Raw genomic sequence first — 22,261 nt, 5'->3', positions numbered from 1 at the left:
GTCCGCTATCATTCCCGCACCTTTGATTCGCGAGATTGTCATGCGCCGCCTGCTCTGCCTGCTGTTTTTCGTCTTCGCCCTGCCGGCCGGCGCCGCCGGTCTGTTCGACAGCAAACCCAGCGCCACGCTGGGCTCGGTCAACAACAGCGCCGATTTCCTGCCGGTGCGCGAAGCCTTTCAACTGAGCCTGGTCGAGAGCACACCGCAATCGGTCAAACTGCGCTTCGTCGCCTCCGAAGGCTATTACCTCTACCGGCATCGCTTCCAGTTTCGTGCCGAGCCTGCAGAGGTGAAACTCGGCGCCGCACAACTGCCGCAAGGCGAACAGAAACACGACGAGTATTTCGGCGACGTCGAGGTCTACCACGGCATTCTCGATGTAGAACTGCCGCGCAATGATTCCCGAGCGTTCACGCTGGCCGTCACCTATCAGGGCTGTGCCGACAAGGGCTTGTGCTATCCACCGGAAACCGAACGCCTGAGCATCGAGGGCAACGCAGCGCCAAGTGGTGCGTCCGCGCCGGTAGCAGGCTGGGACTGGCGTGATCTGGCGCTGTTTTTCCTGGCGGGCCTGGGCCTGACCTTCACGCCTTGTGTATTGCCGATGCTGCCGATCCTGTCCGGTGTGGTGTTGCGCGGGCAGGTCGGCGGTTTGCGTGGCTTCAATCTGTCCCTGGCTTATGTGCTGCCGATGGCCGCGTGCTTCGCGCTGCTGGGGGCCTTGATGGGGCTGTTCGGCGCGCAACTGAATTTGCAGGCACGGCTGCAATCGGCGTGGGTGCTGGTGCCGTTTGCGATGTTCTTTGCGGTGTTCGCGCTGGCGATGTTCGGCGTATTCGAGCTGAAACTGCCGCACTTCATCAGCAGCCGTCTCGACCGGATTGCCGGGCGCACTGAAGGCGGCTCGTTGTGGGGCGCGGCGGTGTTGGGTGTGGTGTCGAGTCTGCTGGTATCGCCGTGCGTTTCCGCCCCGCTGGCCGGCGCGCTGCTTTATATAAGCGCCAGTGGCGATGCGCTGGGCGGCGGCCTGAAGCTGTTCATGCTCGGCCTGGGCATGGGCGCGCCGCTGCTGCTGGTAGCCACCGGCGGCGCGGCGTGGCTGCCGAAAAGCGGTCCGTGGATGATGTACGTGAAGAACGGCATCGGCGTATTGCTGCTCGGGCTGGCTATCGGTTTGCTCAGCCGGGTGTTGCCTGGACAGATCACGTTGCTGCTGATCGGCTTGCTGGCCGGCGGCGTCGGTCTGTTCCTCGGCGCGCTGGAATTCGTCTACAAACCGCCGCGCAAACGCCTCGGCCAGTTGCTGGGCCTGTTCCTGCTGTTTTATGCGCTGGCCTGCTGGTACGGCGCGTTCAGCGGCCAGACCGACCCGCTGAATCCGATAGCCTCGGCACGCCTTGCCGACAGCGGCTCGATCGCGCAAAACAACGGTTCGTGGCAGACCGTCAGCACTCCCGCGGAACTGGACCGGGTACTGCTCGAAGCGAAAACCGCCGGCACCCCGCTGCTGCTCGACTGGTATGCCGACTGGTGCATCAGCTGCAAAGTCATCGAACACGAAGTACTCAATGACGCCACAGTCGTGGATCGGCTCAAGGGTTATCGGCTGATCCGCTTCGATATCACCGCCAGCAATGCCGAACAGCGCACCCTGCTCGACCGCTACAGCCTGTTCGGCCCACCGGCACTGATGTTCTTCGGAAAGGACGGGGTGGAACGTCGCGATGTGCGGGTGATCGGCGAGATCAACGCCCGCGACTTCGCCGAACGTGTCGCCAGAGCGAATGACCGGATTTAATCAGTCAGTCACATATTTTGCGCAAACATCGGTCATCGTGCTGGCTATTGCAGAGAACTGGACAGTCACAAAGTCTTTGCGGCATAGTCGCCGGGTTCTGACGAAGGCTCACCCATAACAAGGAACACGCAGATGGCAACGCTACTGGTGCTGCACGGCCCCAACCTGAACCTGCTCGGCACCCGGGAACCCGGGACCTACGGGTCGACCACCCTGGCGCAGATCAATCAGGATCTGGAACGCCGCGCCCGTGAAGCCGGCCATCATCTGATGTATCTGCAAAGCAATGCCGAGTACGAATTGATCGATCGCATCCACGCCGCACGCGGCGAGGGCGTGGACTTCATTCTGATCAACCCGGCAGCATTTACACACACAAGTGTCGCATTACGTGACGCGCTGCTGGGAGTGAGCATCCCATTCATCGAAGTGCATTTGTCCAACGTGCACAAACGCGAACCTTTCCGCCATCACTCTTACTTCTCCGATGTAGCGGTAGGAGTGATCTGCGGCCTTGGCGCCAGCGGTTATCGACTGGCCCTGGACGCTGCACTAGAGCAGCTTGAACACCAAGCTATACGCCCCTGACCGACCCTTGGGAGTTGATGATTCATGGATATCCGTAAAGTTAAGAAACTGATCGAATTGCTGGAAGAGTCCGGCATCGACGAGCTCGAGATCAAGGAAGGCGAAGAGTCCGTACGCATCAGCCGTCACAGCAAGACCCCGGCGCAGCAGTATTACGCACCGGCTCCGATGCAGGCTCCGGCCGCTGCACCTGCCGCCGCTGCCGCTCCGGTTGCTGCTGCCGCAGCTCCAGCTGCCGCTGCTGCTCCAGCGCTGAACGGCACCGTTGCCCGTTCGCCGATGGTCGGCACCTTCTATCGCAAATCTTCGCCAACCTCGCCGTCCTTCGTTGAAGTCGGCCAGACCGTGAAGAAAGGCGACACCCTGTGCATCGTCGAAGCCATGAAGATGATGAACCACATCGAAGCTGAAACCAGCGGTGTGATCGAGTCCATCCTCGTCGAAGACGGCCAGCCGGTTGAGTACGACCAACCGCTGTTCACCATCGTTTGAACTGCGGAGAGCCTTTGATGACTGCGAAGTTGGAAAAAGTTCTGATCGCTAACCGCGGTGAGATCGCCCTGCGGATTCTGCGTGCCTGCAAAGAGATGGGCATCAAGACCGTCGCCGTTTACTCCAAGGCCGACAAAGAGCTGATGCACCTGGGTCTGGCAGACGAATCCGTCTGCATCGGCCCGGCTTCTGCCGCGCACTCCTACCTGCACATCCCGGCAATCATTGCGGCCGCTGAAGTGACTGGCGCTACCGCCATTCACCCAGGCTACGGTTTCCTCGCGGAAAACGCCGACTTTGCCGAGCAGGTCGAGAACTCCGGCTTCGCCTTCATCGGTCCGAAAGCCGAAACCATTCGCCTGATGGGCGACAAGGTATCGGCCAAGCACGCGATGATCGAAGCGGGCGTGCCAACCGTTCCAGGTTCCGACGGCCCGCTGCCGGAAGACGAGGAAACGGCGCTGCGCATCGGTCGTGAAGTCGGCTATCCGGTGATCATCAAGGCCGCCGGCGGCGGTGGTGGTCGCGGCATGCGCGTGGTGCACAAGGAAGAAGACCTGATCGCCTCGGCGAAACTGACCCGCTCCGAAGCTGGCGCGGCGTTCGGCAACCCGATGGTCTATCTGGAAAAATTCCTGACCAACCCGCGTCACGTCGAAGTGCAGGTTCTGTCCGACGGCCAGGGCAATGCCATCCATCTGGGCGACCGCGATTGCTCGCTGCAACGCCGTCACCAGAAGGTTCTCGAGGAAGCGCCGGCACCGGGCATCGACGAGAACGCGCGCAAGGAAGTCCTGGCTCGCTGCGTCAAGGCGTGCATCGACATCGGCTACCGTGGCGCCGGCACCTTCGAGTTCCTGTACGAGAACGGTCGTTTCTACTTCATCGAAATGAACACCCGTGTTCAGGTGGAGCACCCGGTTTCGGAAATGGTCACCGGTATCGACATCGTCAAGGAGATGCTCAGCATCGCCGCTGGCAACAAGCTGTCGTATACCCAGGATGATGTGGTGATCCGCGGTCACTCGCTGGAATGCCGGATCAACGCCGAAGACCCGAAAACCTTCATGCCGAGCCCGGGTACGGTCAAGCATTTCCACGCACCAGGCGGCAACGGCGTTCGCGTCGATTCGCACCTGTACAGCGGTTATGCCGTTCCGCCGAACTACGACTCGCTGATCGGCAAGCTGATCACTTACGGCGCGACCCGCGACGAAGCCATGGCCCGCATGCGCAATGCCCTGGACGAAATCGTGGTCGACGGGATCAAGACCAACATCCCGCTGCACCGTGATCTGACCCGCGACGAAGGCTTCTGCAAAGGGGGCGTGAACATTCACTACCTCGAGCACAAGCTGGCTGGCGAGAAGCACTAAGCTTCAGCCCGCACCAGACAAGGCCGCCTTCGGGCGGCTTTGTTGTTTCCGAAGGTTTCATCTGCTCACACATTCCCCGCTCCCACAAAACCGTCGCGCTCGCGTAAACTTGCGCGCTTCTCGCAGGCCGCTAGGCTGCAATCAATCTTTTTCACAGGTGCCCGCCATGCCTTGGCTGCAAGTAAGACTCGCCATCAGCCCGGAACAAGCCGAAACCTACGAAGACGCTTTCCTTGAAGTGGGCGCCGTTTCGGTGACCTTCATGGACGCCGAAGATCAGCCGATCTTCGAACCGGAACTCAATACCACCCCGCTGTGGGCGCACACCCACCTGCTGGCCCTGTTCGAGGGCGGCACCGAAGCCGCCCCGGTACTGGCCCACCTGGAACTGCTGACCGGCAGCCCGCTGCCCGAGCACCACAGCGAAGTGATCGAAGACCAGGACTGGGAACGCAGCTGGATGGATGGTTTCCAGCCGATGCGCTTCGGCCAGCGCCTGTGGATCGTGCCGAGCTGGCACGCCGCACCGGAGCCGGACGCGGTCAACCTGCTGCTGGACCCGGGCCTGGCGTTCGGTACCGGTACCCACCCGACCACCGCCCTGTGCCTGGAATGGCTGGACGGCCAGGACCTGAAAGACTGCAACGTGCTGGATTTCGGCTGCGGCTCGGGGATTCTGGCGATTGCCGCCCTGCTGCTCGGCGCGAAAGAAGCGGTCGGCACCGACATTGACGTGCAGGCACTCGAAGCCTCCCGCGACAACGCCGGGCGCAACAACATCGCGGACGAACTGTTCCCGCTGTACCTGCCGGAAGACCTGCCGCAGGTCAAAGCCGACGTACTGGTGGCCAACATTCTGGCCGGTCCGCTGGTTTCCCTGGCGCCGCAACTGTCCGGTCTGGTCAAGTCCGGCGGGCGCCTGGCACTGTCCGGGATCCTCGCCGAACAAGGTGACGAAGTCGCTGCCGCCTACGCGCAGGACTTCGATCTCGACCCGATCGCCAATCGCGATGGCTGGGTGCGCATCACCGGCCGTCGGCGCTAGAATGACCGCCTGCTCAATCCGGACCGCCGCATGACCGACAGCTTCGTCACCCAGTGCCCGCATTGCCAAACCAGTTTCCGCGTCAGCCACGCTCAGTTGAGCGTGGCCCGCGGGGTGGTTCGTTGCGGCTCCTGCCTGCAAGTGTTCAATGCCGCCAAGCAATTGCTGGAGCAACACGCAGGCAAGGAAGCAGTCACGCCGGTGGCACCGTTGATCAGCGAGCCGGCGCCCGCCGACGCACCGGCCATCGTCGAAACGCCCGAGCCACGCGCCATCAGCCAGAAGCAATGGAGCGCCGCCGAGCTGGATCTGGACAGCCTGGATCTGGACGAAGAACTGGCCCGCCTCGAGCAACGGGAAATCCAGCCGACCACCGAGCTTGGCCGCCCACGCGAGGACGCCCTGAGCGCCCGCCGCGACAGCCACGAACCGGAAGATACGTCGTGGCCGGACAGCCTGTTCAGCGAACCGGCAGATGAGCGCTCCCCCGAAGTCGAAGATGAACCCGACGCCGTCGAGCCTGAACCCGTCCGACCGGAACGCACCGAACCCTCGCTGTCGCTGGAGCCGGTGGATCTCGACGACGAACCGCCGATCCCGCAACTGCGCCTGCACGATCCGATCGACCCGAATGCCCGCCGCGAACGTCTGTCAGCCAGCGATGACGTCGACGACGAACTGCCACTGATCGAACCTGCGCGCAAAAAACGCGAACGTGTCGAGTCCAGTGCTCGCGCCGAAGCCTTGCAGGATCTGACCGATGATCCGCTGCAACTGGACTGGCAAAAACGCCGCTCGCCCTGGGGCCGTCGCCTGCTCTGGCTGTTGCTCATCGTGCTGGCCGCCGCCGGCCTGGGCGGACAATACATCGCCTATCACTTCGACGAACTGGCGCGCCAGGATCAATACCGGCCGTGGTTCCAGCAACTCTGCCCGCAAGTCGGCTGCACGGTGCCGTCCAAGGTCGATATCGCCAAGATCAAGAGCAGCAACCTGGTGGTGCGCAGCCACCCGGAATTCAGCGGTGCGCTGGTGGTGGACGCGATCATTTATAACCGCGCGCCGTTCTCGCAGCCGTTTCCGCTGCTGGAGCTGCGCTTCGCTGACCTCAACGGTCACCTGATCGCCAGTCGTCGCTTCAAACCCGGCGAATACCTCAACGGCGACCTCGAAGGCATGGCGGAAATGCCGCCGCAGACCCCGATCCATATCGCTCTGGACATCCTTGACCCAGGCCCGAAAGCGGTGAACTACAGCCTGAGTTTCCACTCACCCGAGTGAAGCGCTTCACCGCTCCCGGATTGACGGCAATTTTCTGACTGCACACCGCACAACCAAACCGGCGGTAATAACAGAATAACTGTTCAGATTTTGTTCAATTCAGCCTTTATCCAGTCATCGAGAGCGGGTATCATGCCAACCCTTTTTCGAACTCTCATGATCCGGCCCCACTTCAGGGAAGTCCTATGTCGGCGGTACGCATCGGCCCATATACATTGCAGAACGGCTTGATCCTCGCCCCGATGGCGGGTGTCACCGACCAGCCCTTTCGTCAGCTGTGCAAGCGTCTGGGCGCAGGGCTTGTAGTCTCGGAAATGGTCACCAGTGACATGAGCCTGTGGAACACCCGCAAGTCGCGCATGCGCATGATCCACGAAGGTGATCCCGAGCCACGCTCGGTGCAGATCGCCGGTGGCGATGCGCAGATGCTGGCGGATGCGGCCCGGGCCAACGTCGAGCTGGGCGCACAGATTATTGATATCAACATGGGTTGCCCGGCGAAGAAGGTCTGCAACAAGGCCGCCGGCTCCGCGCTGTTGAAGGATGAGGCACTGGTTACCGAGATCCTGCATGCCGTCGTGGCGGCGGTTGATGTGCCGGTGACCCTGAAGATCCGCACTGGATGGGATCGCGACAACAAGAACGGCCTGACCGTGGCGAAGATCGCCGAACAGGCCGGGATCACGGCGCTGGCGGTGCATGGCCGCACCCGCGCCGACCTGTACACCGGCGAAGCCGAGTACGACACCATTGCCGCGATCAAGCAGGCGGTGTCGATTCCGGTCTTTGCCAACGGCGACATCGTATCGCCGGAAAAGGCCCGCTACGTGCTCGACGCGACCGGTGCCGATGGCCTGTTGATCGGCCGGGGTGCCCAGGGGCGGCCATGGATTTTTCGCGAGATCGAACACTTCCTGCGTACCGGCGAAAAACTGCCGGCGCCGGAGCTGATCGAGGTGGAACGCATTCTGCTTGAGCATCTGGCCGCCCTTCACGCCTTCTATGGGGACGTGATGGGTGTGCGAATTGCCCGCAAGCATGTGGGCTGGTATCTCGCAACCTTGCCGGGCGCCAGGGAATTTCGCGCCCACTTCAATCGTTTGGATGGTACGGAAACACAATGCGCCAACGTTCGGGAGTTCTTCGCCGAACGTTACAAGAGCCTGACAGGGGACGGAGAAGGGGTGGCCGCATGACGATGATGACCGAGACTTTAGTGAGTGGAACAACACCCGTGAGCGACAACGTGAATTTGAAACAGCACCTCAATACCCCGAGCGAAGAAGGCCAGACCCTTCGCGGGAGTGTCGAGAAGGCGCTGCACAATTATTTCGCCCACCTTGAGGGCGCGTCCGTCACGGACGTGTACAACCTGGTGCTCTCCGAAGTCGAGGCTCCCCTGCTCGAAAGCGTGATGAACTACGTCAAGGGCAACCAGACCAAGGCCAGCGAGCTGCTCGGACTGAACCGCGGCACGCTGCGCAAGAAACTCAAGCAGTACGATCTGCTGTAAGCATTCAATCAAACCAGAAAGGCGCCCGCGTAAAACCGGTCGCCTTTTTTGCTGACTTCCCTTGCTTTTGATGGAAATTGAGATGACCGACCAGACTACCCGCCTGCCGATCCGCCGCGCCTTGATCAGTGTTTCCGACAAGACCGGGATCCTCGAATTCGCCAGGGAGCTGGAAGCCCTGGGCGTGGAAATCCTTTCCACCGGCGGGACCTTCAAACTGCTGCAGGACAACGGCGTGGCCGCAGTGGAAGTCGCGGATTACACCGGTTTCGCAGAGATGATGGACGGTCGGGTGAAAACCCTGCACCCGAAAATCCACGGCGGGATCCTCGGTCGTCGCGGTATCGACGACGCGATCATGAACGAGCACGGCATCAAGCCGATCGATCTGGTGGCGGTCAACCTGTACCCGTTCGAAGCCACCATCAGCAAGCCGGGCTGCGACCTGCCGACCGCCATCGAGAACATCGACATCGGCGGCCCGACCATGGTCCGTTCGGCGGCGAAAAACCACAAAGACGTGGCCATCGTGGTGAATGCCAGCGACTACGCCACCGTCCTGGAAAACCTCAAGGCCGGTGGCCTGACCTACGCTCAGCGTTTCGACCTGATGCTCAAGGCGTTCGAACACACCGCCGCCTACGACGGCATGATCGCCAACTACATGGGCACCGTGAACCAGGCTGCCGAAACCCTGAGCACTGAAGGTCGCAGCGAATTCCCGCGCACCTTCAACAGCCAGTTCATCAAGGCTCAGGAAATGCGTTACGGCGAGAACCCGCACCAGAGCGCGGCGTTCTACGTTGAAGCCAAGCCTGCCGAAGTCGGCATCGCCACCGCCACCCAGTTGCAAGGCAAGGAACTGTCGTACAACAACGTGGCCGACACCGACGCCGCGCTGGAATGCGTGAAGAGCTTCGTCAAACCGGCCTGCGTGATCGTCAAGCACGCCAACCCGTGCGGCGTGGCCGTGAGCCCGGACGCCGAAGGCGGCATCCGTCAGGCCTACGAACTGGCCTACGCCACTGACACCGAATCGGCGTTCGGCGGCATCATCGCCTTCAACCGTGAACTGGATGCCGAGACCGCCAAGGCGATCGTCGAGCGTCAGTTCGTTGAAGTGATCATCGCACCAAGCGTCAGCGAAGAAGCCCGCGCCATCGTTGCTGCCAAAGCCAACGTACGCCTGCTGGCCTGCGGCGAGTGGTCGGCCGATCGCGTTCCGGCCTGGGACTACAAGCGCGTCAACGGCGGCCTGCTGGTACAGAGCCGCGACATCGGCATGATCGGCGCCGACGACCTGAAAGTGGTGACCAAACGCGCCCCGACCGAACAGGAAGTCCACGACCTGATCTTCGCCTGGAAAGTGGCCAAATTCGTCAAATCCAATGCCATCGTCTACGCCAAGAACCGTCAGACCATCGGTGTCGGCGCCGGCCAGATGAGCCGCGTGAACTCGGCGCGTATCGCCGCAATCAAGGCTGAGCACGCTGGTCTGCAAGTGGCCGGTTCGGTAATGGCATCCGATGCATTCTTCCCGTTCCGCGACGGTCTGGACAACGCGGCCAAGGTCGGTATCACGGCAGTGATCCAGCCGGGTGGCTCGATGCGTGATGCTGAAGTGATTGCTGCTGCTGACGAAGCCGGTATCGCTATGGTGTTCACGGGAATGCGTCATTTCCGTCACTGATACACGGCAGCTACAAGCCTCAAGCTGCAAGCTGCAAGAAAGAGCAGTCAGGTATCGCTCCTTCTTGCAGTTGCAGCCTCATTAATTCAGAGCCATAAGCTGTAATCGAGAGTCACACACTCGCTCTTGCTTGCAGCTTGTAGCTTGCAGCTTTCTCCGAAGGAGTCTCTCTTTGAACGTTTTGATCATTGGCAGCGGTGGCCGCGAACACGCCCTGGCCTGGAAAGTGGCTCAGGATCCGCGAGTGCAGAAGGTTTTCGTCGCACCGGGCAACGCCGGTACCGCGATTGAAGCCAAGTGCGAGAACGTCGCCATCGATGTGCTAGCCCTCGAGCAGCTCGCTGACTTCGCCGAGAAAAACGTTTCCCTGACTATCGTCGGTCCGGAAGTGCCATTGGTGGCCGGCGTCGTCGACCTGTTCCGCTCCCGTGGCCTGGACTGCTTCGGTCCGACCGCCGGCGCCGCGCAGCTGGAAGGCTCGAAAGCCTTCACCAAGGATTTCCTGGCACGCCACAAGATCCCGACCGCCGACTACCAGAACTTCACCGAGATCGAGCCGGCCCTGGCTTATCTGCGTGAAAAAGGCGCACCGATCGTGATCAAGGCCGACGGCCTGGCCGCCGGTAAAGGCGTGATTGTTGCCATGACCCTGGCCGAAGCCGAAGACGCCGTGCGCGACATGCTCGCCGGCAATTCCTTTGGCGACGCCGGTTCACGCGTTGTCATCGAAGAATTCCTCGACGGCGAAGAAGCCAGCTTCATCGTCATGGTCGACGGCAAGAACGTTCTACCGATGGCCACCAGCCAGGACCACAAACGCGTCGGCGACGGCGACAGCGGTCCGAACACCGGCGGCATGGGTGCTTACTCCCCTGCACCGGTGGTCACCGCCGACGTGCACCAGCGCGTGATGGACCAGGTGATCTGGCCGACCGTGCGCGGCATGGCCGACGAAGGCAACGTCTACACCGGTTTCCTGTACGCCGGTCTGATGATCGACAAGGCTGGCAATCCGAAGGTCATCGAGTTCAACTGCCGCTTCGGCGACCCGGAAACCCAACCGGTGATGCTGCGTCTGCAATCGAGCCTGGTATTGTTGGTCGAAGCCGCCCTGGCTCAGGCGCTGGACAAGGTTGAAGCGCAGTGGGATCCACGTCCGAGCGTCGGCATCGTGCTGGCCGCCGGCGGTTACCCGGGCGACTACGCCAAGGGCGCGCCGATCAACGGTCTGGACGCCGCCGCCGCACTGGAAGGCAAGGTCTTCCACGCCGGTACTGCGCTCAAGGACGGCAACGTCGTGACGGCCGGCGGTCGGGTGCTGTGCGCCACCGCCATGGGTGCCAGCGTCGGCGCCGCCCAGGAGCAGGCCTACAAACTGGCCAAGGCCATCGACTGGGAAGGCTGCTTCTACCGCACCGACATTGGCTACCGCGCCATTGCCCGTGAACGCGGTGAGTCTCAGTAATAAGCTACGCTGTGTTTCCGGCAGGGGCTCATCGCCCTTGCCGGACTGTTCCGACGCTGCGCATCGTTATATTCTGGCATCAACCTACGAAGGGATTTCGCCGTGCGCTGGCTCAGGATTGCCATAGGTTTCACCGTCACGCTGTTGACCTTGCTCTGCATGCTCCCGGCCCAGGCCGCGCAAGGCAGTGGCTGGTCGGTATTGCTTGACGATCAGGGCAACCTCCAGCTGAGCGACATCCGCTCCGCCCGCTACACCAATCAATTCAGCCCTATCGAGCTTGACCGCCTCACCGCGGCCGAACCCGATGGCGCCTTGTGGCTGCGCTTCAGGCTGGCGCCCGGCAAGCACGAACAAGTGCTGCGGATCTTCGCCCCCGACCTGTCGCACCTCAATCTGTATGTCCTCGACGGCGATCGCCTGATCGAGCAGCGCGACACCGGCACCACCCAGCCCCAGGTGGAACGACCGCTGCCCAGCAGCGATTTCATGCTGCCGCTGCCGCAAAGCGACAAACCCCTCGACGTCTACCTGCGACTGGTCTCCGATCACCAGTTGCGCCCGTACATCACCCTGCAATCGGCAGTGATGGCCGCGGCCAATCACAACCAGACGCTGATCTACGGCCTGCTGTTCGGCTGCCTTGCAATGCTGATCCTGCACAACCTGATCCGCTACGCCTACACCCGCTCGCGCAGCAGCCTGTGGCTGGCCATCTGTGAAGTGCTGCTGGGCCTGAGCCTGTTGCTGCTGCTCAACCTCGCCGGTCCGTGGCTGCCGAACTGGCACGCGATCCAGACCCCCGGCGCCTACCTGGCCCTGCTGCTGACCGCACCGGCCGGCCTGATGTTCGCCTACCGCTTTTTCGCACCGCTCGGCCCGCATCCGCTGAACAAGCTGCTGATCGGCGACATTCTGTTCATCGTGATCTGCAGCCTGTTGCTGTTGTTCGTCAACACCCTGCCGCTGAACATCATTACCTATGCACTCGTCGCCCTGGCCGGCCTGAGCATGTTGCTGGTGGGTTCCTATCACTGGCAGAAAGGCTACCGCCCTGCCCGGCTGTTCGTCGCGGCGATGGTGGTGTTCAACATCGGCACGCTGATCATCCTCCCGGCCTTGCTGGGGCTGACCCTGGTGGCGCCGCAAGGCCTGATCATGACCCTGATGGGTTTCATCTGCATCAGTGGCCTGCTGATGAGCATCGCCCTCGGAGAACGTCAGCGCAGCATTACCGAAAGCCGTTTCAGCATCAGCCGTGACCTCGCCGCGAGCAACGCCGAGATCAATGCCAAGGCCGAATTCCTGGCCAAGATCAGCCACGAAATCCGCACGCCGATGAACGGCGTACTGGGCATGACCGAACTGCTGCTCGGCACGCCGCTGTCGGTCAAGCAACGCGACTACGTGCAGACCATCCACAGCGCCGGCAACGAACTGCTGACCCTGATCAACGAGATCCTCGACATCTCGCGGCTCGAGTCCGGGCAGATCGAACTGGACGATGTGCAGTTCGACCTCAACGCGCTGATCGACGATTGCCTGAGCATCTACCGCGCCAAGGCCGAACAGCAGAACGTCGAGCTGATCAGTTTCATCCAGCCGCAAGTGCCACGGGTCATCAGTGGTGATCCGACGCGCCTGCGCCAGACACTGCTGAGCCTGCTGGAAAACGCCCTGAAGAAAACCGAGGAAGGCGAAGTGCTGGTGGTGGTCGCCCTCGACGAACGCAGCGCCGGCCCACGCCTGCGCATTGCCGTGCAGGACAGCGGCCAGCCGATGGATCAGGAAGAGCGCGACGCGCTGATGCACGCCGAGTTGCACAGCAAGCATTTCCTGTCGGCCAACCGTCTGGGCGGCAACCTCGGGCTGGTGATCGCCCGCCAATTGATCCGTCTGATGCAGGGCGAGTTCGGCATCAAGAGCGGCGCCAGCCAGGGCAGTACGTTGTGGCTGACCCTGCCGCTGGACCCGGATCGCCTGGAGCACCCGACCTCGGACCTCGACAGCCCGCTGCAAGGCGCACGCGTGCTGGTGGTCGACGACAACGACACCTGCCGCAAGGTGCTGGTGCAGCAATGCAGCGCCTGGGGCCTGAACGTCAGCGCCGTGCCGTCGGGCAAGGAAGCGCTGGCCCTGCTGCGCACCAAGGCGCACCTGCGCGACTATTTCGACGTGGTTCTGCTGGACCAGAACATGCCCGGCATGACCGGCATGCAACTGGCCGCCAAGATCAAGGAAGACCCGAGCCTGAACCACGACATCCTGCTGATCATGCTCACCGGCATCAGCAATGCGCCAAGCAAGATCATTGCGCGCAATTCGGGGATCAAGCGCATCCTCGCCAAACCGGTGGCCGGCTACACGCTCAAGACCACGCTCGCCGACGAGCTCAACCAGCGCAACCGTGGCCAGGTGGTGTTCCAGCCGCAGCCGGCCAGCCCCGCAGCGCCGGTCAAGGTGCCGAGCGACTTCCGCATTCTGGTGGCCGAAGACAACACGATTTCCACCAAGGTCATCCGCGGCATGCTCGGCAAACTCAATCTGCAACCGGATACCGCCAGCAATGGCGAAGAAGCCTTGCAGGCGATGAAAGCCCAGCGCTACGACCTCGTGTTGATGGACTGCGAAATGCCGATCCTCGACGGCTTCTCCGCCACCCAGCAACTGCGGGCCTGGGAAGTCGGCAATCAGCGCATCCGCACGCCGATCGTGGCGCTGACCGCGCACATCCTCGCCGAACACAAGGAACGCGCGCGCCAGGCCGGGATGGACGGGCACATGGCCAAACCGGTGGAGCTGTCGCAACTGCGAGAGCTGATCGAGCACTGGGTGGCCCAGCGTGATCAGCAGAACCGAGCGACGACGCAACCGTCGTGAGCCGACAGACACGATAGCGCCTGTTAGACTCCCCCCGACTTTCCCCGCCAGCGAGCCCGCGCCATGCTCCACGTGTTATTCAGTGTTTACCTGAAGATGCTGGTGCTCTACAGCCCGTTCTTCGTGTTGTCCTGCTTCATCAGCCTGACCCGCGGTTATTCGCGCAAGGAACAACGCCGCCTGGCCTGGAAAGTGGCGGTTGCCACGCTGGTCTCGAGCGTGTTGCTGTATCTGTTCGGGCGGGTGATTTTCGATGTGTTCGGCATCACGGTGGACGCCTTCCGCATCGGCGCCGGCAGTGTGCTGTTCATTTCGGCGCTGGGCATGGCGCAGGGCAAGTCGGCCGTGCAGACCGACAACGTGCAGCAGGACGTGACGATTGTTCCGCTGACCATTCCGCTGACCGTCGGCCCCGGCACCATCGGTGCGCTATTGGTGATGGGCGTCAGCCAGCCGCACTGGGACGACAAGCTGTTTGCGATCATGAGCATCGCCCTCGCCAGCTTTACCGTGGGTGTCGTGCTTTATCTGTCGAACCGCATCGAGCGGATTCTCGGTGATCAAGGCTTGCAGATCGTCAGCCGACTGATGGGGCTGTTCGTGTGCGCACTGGCAGCGCAGATCATCTTTACCGGGGTCAAAGGCTATCTGGTGCCTTGAACCCTGAAACGAAAAGACCGCCGACGGTAACGTCGGCGGTCTTTTTTCGTCAGTGCTCCCAATCCATCAACCGACAGGCTCGACGGTTTTCTTGCTTGCCTGATCGATCAAGCCTTTCAGCGTCACACTATCGCCTCCATCCTTGCGCGCCTTGAGCCAGCGCACCAGTGTCGACACCTGGCACGGACGCAGGCCTGTGACCTCCAGCACGGCATCACCACGCAAAGCCAGATCCTGCGCATCCGCATGGCGTACCAACACGCAATGTCCACTGTCCGGGTCGATCACAATCAGATGATCCTCGACTATCGCCACCTCCAGCCTCTGTGGATCGTCCAGCGTCAGGATCAAGCGGCTCATGACCTGCGGGCGGACACCCAGCGGATAACGACAGTCAACCACCAATGAGTCGAGTTTGCGCATGAGCGCCTCGGCCAGTACCCATTTCATCGAGCCACGCCCCACCCGCAGGACGAGCGTACGCACGTCGTCCGGAATCAGCGGCAGAGGATCGTACGCATCCACCTGCCCTTCGAGTACCAGCACGTCGCCCGTGCGCTCGACATAATCCAGTGGTTTGATCTGGCGCATGCTCGGATAGCCCTGAACGACTCGCTCCAGCGGCTCATGCAACACCAGATCGGTATGCCGTCGGGCGCCCAGCAGCTCGAAATCCACCGGGAGATCCACGGCAGGGATCCGGATCACCCGCGCACTGTCAGCGATATACCACTGCAAACTGGCATCCTGGGTCGCGAGCGAAATGAACGGGCGGTGGTCTTCGGTTTCCAGCAAGGCCTGCAGGTCGCTGATCAAATGCTCGCCATGAGCTGCCAGCCAATCGTGCTGTACTCCGCTGATCAATGGTGGCTCCAGGTACTGCAGTTGCAGCACCACCCCTTCCTGCGTTGTGCCCAAAAGGCCAGCACCGACAATCCGCACGTCGGTAAATCGCCACGCCGTCCATTGGCGCTCCGGCCTGGGCAGCATCCGGGCGTGCAACAATTGCGTCCCCTCTGCGAACGCCTGCTCAAGTTGCTGCGTATCGATAAAGGTCTGGCGCCAGATCTCGCCCCCCTCGGGTTCGAACAACCATGCCGACTGATTGTCCGGCGTCATACCGAGCAACCGAATCTGCGTCTGTGGCGCGTCACACAACAACACCCGGTTATCCACGTACCAGGCATGCAACCGCGCATCGCCGGTAGCGTTGGCAACCCCGACAATCGAGAATTGCTCGACAGCGTGCTGCCGGGCTACGGCTTCGAGCGCCAGCCACCAATGCCTGCGCCCCTTGAGCCATGGCTCGGCCAGACCCGCAAAACGCACGTTACCGTCAGTGCCGATTTCGAACGACAATCCGTCCTCGGTCCGTGCCTGATAACCGTTGTGCTCAGCCGTCACCTGCTTCAGGCGCTCGGGCTGCACCCAATCGTGCGACCATTGGCCCTGTCCCTGTCCCTGCGTCATGGTCAACTGAACCCGACACAACTTCTGGAATCGGCGGTCGTAGATGACAAATACATCGCTGTCATCGGCCAGCGGCAGCAACATCAATTCCTTCAGATTCTGGATCGAGTCCGGCCATCCGCGGTCACGGTGACGGCGCGGTACCGGGCGTATGATCAGATTGTCGCGGGTGCGAACCCAAGCCATGTCCCGGGCGTTCTCTTCAATCTTCCAGCAAATCGAAACGTAAGACGCGAGCTGCCAGTCGACCGTGGCAAACCCTCTGTCAGTCAGAACCGGTTTGTGTTCCACCCAATCACCGAGCAACGGCGCCCAGTCAGTCAAAGCCTTTCGGTCATCGAGCAAGGCCTCGAAAGTCGGCTCGAGTCCACGGGTGATCGAGCTCAGCCACAGTTCACCCTTGTGGATCAGATAGTTCAGGCGCTCGATTGTGCCGTCCTGACGGGCATACTCCTGCACCACATGGACAACCCCCTGTTCATCGGCCTCCACACTGCGAATTGTGCTGAGACCCTCGAACCGGAACATCAAGCGATAGCGGTGGCTGAGCAGCCCTGTGTCGGCATCGACCTGGCAAATGTCGTATTCATTCGGATCATGGAAGAACACCGTGTCGCCAGTCACCAGCGACAACTGTTTGTCTTCGCTGAAGAACTCATCGTTGCGGATATACAGAATCCGGTCCTCCACGGCGTCGTACCAGGCATTGGTATAACGGGGTGCTTCGATGTTCTCGAATGGAATCAGGTAGTCGTGGATCGGTGTATAGCGCAACGCCAGTCGATGAGCCCGCGCCAGCGCATGCAGATGATCCTGCAGGATCTGGTCGTCCAGCCCTTTGGGCGCCTGCTCCTCGAGCAATTGCAACTCAAGCTGTTTGGTGCCTGCGATTCTGAAGATTCGGCCATTTTCGATCATCAGGGATATTTCCGGCGTGTTGACCGCCGTGACCTTGAACTGGCAACCCTTGATACTGAACTGCCCGTCGCTGCCGAACACAATATCCTTCTCGACGGCCCACGGTGCGGCAATGATCCAGCGGTCCTTCTGATTACCCAATGACGTCAGCTCGACGTTGACACCAGGGTTGAGCACCAGTGTGCATGTGTTTCCTCCACCCTGAATCCGGTAGCTGATCTGCTCATGCCAGGTTTTCGGAATCACCGGCACGATCAACTTTCGCGCCTGGGCGTCGAGTGTGACGCTGATCTGGGTCGGCCGGTAATCGGGATACATCCGATGGACGATGTAGTGGCTGGGAAACGAATAGAACGAAAAAAGAAAGAGCCACTGACCGTCCGCTTTTTTCTTTTCCAGACGCCGGGCAATATCAAAGCCCTTGTCGTGGCGCTGCGATGCAAATGGCAGGATCTGATACTCGTATCGGTAGCAGGTCATTGGCGTACCCGGCAGGACAATGGCTTGCCCGGCCGGTGGTGCGAACTTCATTTCGGTCGGGTAGCCCAGTTCATTGCTCAGATGAATGGCTCGTGAGTAGTCGACCTCGAATTCCGGCACGCCGAAATGATCGCGCAATGGATACAGGCGGGTGCTGTCGAGCGAGAGCTTTCCGGTGCCCAGATCCACTGCATTGAAAATCAGAGACGGTCGTGGCAACCAGGCACCTTGCTCGCCGCTGTAGCGATATCCAGCCCCGTGATGAGCGTCCTCAAGCTCCGCAAAAAACAGTCCGACCGCTTTCGCTTCTTCGGCGATCGTTGCGAAGTTCTGCGCCAGCGCCGCCACGCCCACCGCCAGGCCACCCAGGATCACCCCCGCGCCCCCCAGCACCGCTGCCGCCGTTCCTGCTCCGGCAAGTGCGGCACCCAGTCCCGCACCGGTCAGGGCCAGGCTGCTGGCGTCAAAGGCCAACTGAGTAGAATAGGTAACCGTTTCGACATCGTTGCGGGCCGTCGCCACCTGATAAATATCGAATCCGACATTGGCCAGGCCCAGCACGGCACCGATACCCTCGTTGGCCACATGTCCGGCCACGGTACCGAAGGTGCTGCCGCTCAATGGCTCGAGAGCTTCGCCGACCACCTTTGCACTGGTGCGGGCGATCAGTTTTTCATCGCGCAACGCGGCTTGCACCAGGCTGATCAGACCTGCCACATCAACTGCGTTGCCATGCACCAGTTGCGCGTAATTGACGTAGGCGTGCCACTGCACAGCAGTGGTCATTGTGCGGTCTGCGCCTTCGCGCCCGCGCAATGCACTCATCAACGCCTGCACCGCAAAACCGGCATTCAGCGTATGTACTGCCGCAGCCTCGGTGGCGTCTGCCCCGATGTCCACCCTACGTTTGCCACCGAGCGCCGAGAACAGTTCCGTCAGATAGTTCCTGATCCGCAGCAGGCGATCATCCTGGCTGAGGACCGTGGCGACCACCTCGCCACTTTTCGGATCAATCATACTCACCCGATAGCTGCCCTCTGACGTCACTTCCAGCGAGTCGAACAACGGCACCAGAGGCGACACCGAGTCATGGCCCTCCTGCAAGCGTGAAGTGACGTCGGCAATCTGCTCGGCCCACCAGTCATTGTCCGCAGACAGCAAAGCTTTGCCCAGGCGCGGATTTTCCACCAGAGATTGGCCGTGAGCACTGTTCAGCCGCTGGCGGATGGATCTGAATGGCGTGTCCGGTAACGGCTCATCCTTGAACAACTGATTCACCTTGGTGCCATTCGACAGGTCCACATCGGCAACTTTCTCACCCTGCACATCGATCAGATCGAACAACGGTCGGTCTGGTTTCCCGTACAGCGCGTAATGACGGGCTATGCCTGCGAGCCTGAAAAACCGATTCAGGGCCGTTTTGAAGGTCACCTGGTTGTCAAATTCGAACAGGCCGAAGTTCGGATCGTAGAAGTGGTAAATGTGCGCCACACCGTTGAAACTCCGCGCCACCAGCATCGAGTGGTTGTCCGAGTTGAGCATCAGGGTTCGGGTACCGGCGGACTCCTCGAGGGTAGCGACCACCCTGTCCATATCGACCCGCCCGAGCGCCGTGCCCACCTCTGCGACTTTCACCCCACGCAATTCCTCCAGCGCCCCCAGAAAGGCCCTCGAATCTGAGTGCTCCGGCTGCAGCACCGCCAGGTAAAACCGCTCGCGCAATTGTCGGGTCGAGCCCTCGCCCTGGGTGAGGGCAGCACTCATCGCCAATGCCAGTGGAAAACAGCGCCCCGCAGCCCTGTCACCCGGCCCGTGCATCAACAAATCCTGAGGCACCAGTTTTACGGTGCCAGCGTCGAACTGATCGAGCACCTGCTCCACCTTCAACTGGACCTGTTCGCGATGTTCCTGAATGGCCAGCCGTTGGATCTGTGCCACCTGACGCCCCCAGTCGGCCAGCGTCACAGCCTTGGCCAACGCGTCCTTCTTCAGACTCAGCGCATTGACCGAAAGCAACGAAAAGCCATCGTCGACACTCGCCATGGCCGTTACAAAGGCTGGCGCCAGGCGCCGATAGAGTTGCTGTTCGATCGCCGCATAGCGCCCGGACGTCCCACGCTCACTCAGGCTGTTGGTCAAATTGTCCATTGCACCGCTCAGTGCAGAAAAACTTTGATCATCCAGCGATTCGGCTCCCAGCAAAGCGCCTATCGTCAAACGCTGCAACGGACTGAGGTGCGCAAGCTGCCAGGTCCCCTTGCCAAGACCGATCAACAGTTCATCCAGCGCGAGCCCCTGAGTAGACTGAGTGCTCAAGGATGCGGGGGGCCGGAGGCGAATGTCCTGATTGCGGATGGCCTGACGATGCTCGAAGTTGAGCGGCAGCCTGTCGGCGAACACAACCTTGCCGTCCTGGCAGCTCATCATCGCCTTGGAAAAAGACTGTCCAAGGCGCTCGGCCATGCGTTGCAACAAGTCGGTATTGAGCACATGACGCCCCTCGATAACTGGCCAGCCCAGCTCGAATTCGAGGGTCGTGTGTTTCAGCAACTCGTCGATGTCGCCTGCATAGCGGGTTTTGTATTGGCCGTCATGCCAACGTTGTTTTTCATTTTTTACCCACTGATCGAGATCGCTTTCGTTGTCTTTCCAGGAGTGATCCTGTTCCTCCTCGCTCGAACGAGTGACCACACCTCCCGGTTCGATGCCCACCTCATTATGTAAAGCGGCGGCCTCACTGGGCGTGAAATGAGCCCGCTCATAGTCCTGCATACCCCGGCGCATAGCCCCTGGACCGGTCAGGAAAATCGTTACCTCTTTTTTCGGACGGATACCGTCGCTGTGATACTCGGCGATAGAGACCGCCAACCGATACATTGCCGACTCTTGCATGTTAGGCAATGCGCTTAAAGGCCCGAGTCGGCGCTCGATCTCGACAATCGCCAGCTCGTAGTTGGCATCGGTGTCTCCTGGTGCTGAACCTTTGGCCGCTGCGGCCATGTCTACCGAGTCGATCACTGCATAGTTAAAGCCCAGGCACTCCTTCACTGACTGCAGCATCGGCGCACCCGGATGAGCCATCAGATAAGCGTTGGTCACTGAACCCATTTCAGCCACGGCACGCAGCATGTAGGGGCGTGCCAACAGGTCGCTCGGTGCCTGGAAGACTTGACTCAAATCCGGCGCGCTTTTGGCAAAAGACTCCAGCGCTGCACGATGTTCCTCGGGGATGTAGTGGCCATAATTCTTGTAACGACTGCGCAATGCCTGACGTCCGGGCATCCAGTGTGGGTTGTGATCCAACAGCAGTTGAGTGATGCCAAGCTCGGCATTCGTGCCGAGCTTGCTGATATCCACCCCCCCCAACACCTTCAACAACGGCGGAAGATTGTCGACGTCCGAATATATTCCGCCTTCTGGCTCCAGTACCTCTAGCCGCACAACATCGGAACCGGCGGCCAGATTGCCGCGCAAGCGCATTTCCCGATCGTAAATGTCTTGCAATTGCATAGGTTGCGAGGCGCCGGCCAAATCGCGCAACTGCAAATCGCCACCTGCCACCGCCTGCAGGCTCTGCAAATTGCGCTCTTTAAGAGATTGCAGATCCTTTTCCTGCTGACCATACGCTTTGCTCAACAATTGCACCCTGGCAGTGTCGGCAGACATACCGCTTTCAACGGCCTCATTGACATGAGCAAACATTTGCTGTTTCAGAACAATGGCTCGAGTTACATATGCCTCTCCGAGCCTCTCTTCCGTGGTGCTGTCAACTCCACCATGCTGCATTGCATGCACTTTGGCGGCTTCGACAATAAGGCGAGTAGTCTGATGGACAAGCATTGCATCACTGTCATACCAGAGATTGATTTTATACCCCTGCCCGACCAGTACTTGCTTCCAGAGATTAATGTAATCGCGTTGAATCTCGCCAATGCCTCCACCCAACCACACAAAGTGCAAAATCTTCGGCACTTGCGTCGCCGGTGCATTAACTTTCTCGACACTGGAAAGAATATTAGACTGAAAGTTTGCAAGCTTTTCTTTTATTTGTGAAAGTGTCAGGGGCGAATCCGAATCGGAATGGTTTGCCTCCTCTTGCTCCGTTTCGCGGCGCACGCGGTGCTTTTCCAGATCCTCCAGATCCTCCAGAGCCTGTTTGAACAGCGCCAGCGGATTTCGCAGCCGCGATGATTCAAGCAAAGCGCTGCAGGCAAAATAATAACGAATGGCAACATCATATTGCCGGGTGTTTTTGTACGGCAGCAGTGCTTGTTCAAGATCACTCAACTTGAACAAATTGACAAAATCCAAATATCCAACACTTGCAGCTTTAACTTTCGAATCCTGCATAAACAACCTTCCTTGAAATATTCAATGACCTGCACAAAAAAACCATCGAACACAGAAAAACCTCGCCAGAAATATCCAGCTCATGGCAAATAAAAATCAACCCTCACAACTTCAGAACGGAAAACTAGTACAAAAAAATCTCACAAACAAACAGGAAGCCATTCAAAGAATTTCTACAGAAATATCCAACAACACCCATAGAGAAAATTTAACAATCATCAAGTACGAACACCTGCAACCCAGACAAAAACAGAC

13 protein-coding genes are annotated in these 22,261 nt (G+C 60.3%); 12 read left to right on the top strand and 1 reads right to left on the bottom strand.

The window, feature by feature from the left end; translation table 11 throughout:
• Positions 1-40 precede the first annotated feature (40 nt).
• The 12 genes from BMZ46_RS14515 (at position 41) to BMZ46_RS14460 (ending at position 14,788) form a co-directional block, all read left to right on the top strand.
• Positions 41-1,798: a protein-disulfide reductase DsbD gene (locus tag BMZ46_RS14515; RefSeq protein ID WP_074689688.1), complete on the top strand. Its 1,758-nt coding sequence runs from the start codon at positions 41-43 to the stop codon at positions 1,796-1,798.
• A gap of 132 nt (positions 1,799-1,930) precedes the next feature.
• Positions 1,931-2,386, top strand: a complete 456-nt coding sequence (gene aroQ, locus BMZ46_RS14510; protein WP_074689687.1) for a type II 3-dehydroquinate dehydratase — start codon at positions 1,931-1,933, stop codon at positions 2,384-2,386.
• A 24-nt stretch (positions 2,387-2,410) separates the two neighbouring features.
• On the top strand, positions 2,411-2,878 hold the full coding sequence (accB, locus tag BMZ46_RS14505; protein ID WP_007951023.1) for an acetyl-CoA carboxylase biotin carboxyl carrier protein: 468 nt from the start codon (positions 2,411-2,413) through the stop codon (positions 2,876-2,878).
• A 17-nt stretch (positions 2,879-2,895) separates the two neighbouring features.
• Positions 2,896-4,254 carry an acetyl-CoA carboxylase biotin carboxylase subunit gene (gene accC / locus BMZ46_RS14500; RefSeq protein ID WP_011332264.1) on the top strand — a complete coding sequence of 453 codons (1,359 nt, stop codon included), beginning with the start codon at positions 2,896-2,898 and terminating at the stop codon, positions 4,252-4,254.
• Between the two features lie 166 nt (positions 4,255-4,420).
• Positions 4,421-5,299: a 50S ribosomal protein L11 methyltransferase gene (gene prmA, locus BMZ46_RS14495; protein ID WP_007951025.1), complete on the top strand. Its 879-nt coding sequence runs from the start codon at positions 4,421-4,423 to the stop codon at positions 5,297-5,299.
• 30 nt (positions 5,300-5,329) lie between these two features.
• Positions 5,330-6,580: a DUF3426 domain-containing protein gene (locus BMZ46_RS14490; protein ID WP_074689686.1), complete on the top strand. Its 1,251-nt coding sequence runs from the start codon at positions 5,330-5,332 to the stop codon at positions 6,578-6,580.
• A 185-nt stretch (positions 6,581-6,765) separates the two neighbouring features.
• Positions 6,766-7,776 carry a tRNA dihydrouridine synthase DusB gene (gene dusB / locus BMZ46_RS14485; RefSeq protein ID WP_074689685.1) on the top strand — a complete coding sequence of 337 codons (1,011 nt, stop codon included), beginning with the start codon at positions 6,766-6,768 and terminating at the stop codon, positions 7,774-7,776.
• Entirely contained in the window at positions 7,773-8,093 is a 321-nt protein-coding gene (gene fis / locus BMZ46_RS14480) for a DNA-binding transcriptional regulator Fis (protein ID WP_002555375.1), read from the top strand. The genes dusB and fis overlap by 4 nt, the downstream gene beginning before the upstream one ends.
• 82 nt (positions 8,094-8,175) lie before the next feature.
• Positions 8,176-9,783, top strand: a complete 1,608-nt coding sequence (gene purH, locus BMZ46_RS14475) for a bifunctional phosphoribosylaminoimidazolecarboxamide formyltransferase/IMP cyclohydrolase (protein ID WP_074689684.1) — start codon at positions 8,176-8,178, stop codon at positions 9,781-9,783.
• 172 nt (positions 9,784-9,955) lie between these two features.
• Positions 9,956-11,248, top strand: coding sequence for a phosphoribosylamine--glycine ligase (gene purD, locus BMZ46_RS14470; protein WP_007951030.1), 1,293 nt, complete (start codon positions 9,956-9,958; stop codon positions 11,246-11,248).
• 102 nt (positions 11,249-11,350) lie between these two features.
• The gene (locus BMZ46_RS14465) at positions 11,351-14,128 is read left to right on the top strand and encodes a hybrid sensor histidine kinase/response regulator (protein WP_039772033.1); all 2,778 of its coding nucleotides are present in this window, start codon (positions 11,351-11,353) and stop codon (positions 14,126-14,128) included.
• A 63-nt stretch (positions 14,129-14,191) separates the two neighbouring features.
• Positions 14,192-14,788: a MarC family protein gene (locus BMZ46_RS14460; RefSeq protein WP_007951032.1), complete on the top strand. Its 597-nt coding sequence runs from the start codon at positions 14,192-14,194 to the stop codon at positions 14,786-14,788.
• Between the two features lie 66 nt (positions 14,789-14,854).
• On the opposite strand, the gene BMZ46_RS14455 is transcribed toward BMZ46_RS14460, so the two are convergent.
• Complete coding sequence (locus tag BMZ46_RS14455; protein WP_074689683.1) at positions 14,855-22,006, bottom strand: TcdA/TcdB pore-forming domain-containing protein; 7,152 nt, start codon at positions 22,004-22,006, stop codon at positions 14,855-14,857.
• Between the last annotated feature and the right edge of the window lie 255 nt (positions 22,007-22,261).

Source organism: Pseudomonas sp. NFIX49 (genome assembly GCF_900115915.1).
Classification (GTDB): domain Bacteria; phylum Pseudomonadota; class Gammaproteobacteria; order Pseudomonadales; family Pseudomonadaceae; genus Aquipseudomonas; species Aquipseudomonas pharyngis.
This window is presented reverse-complemented; position numbering and strand designations above follow the sequence as displayed.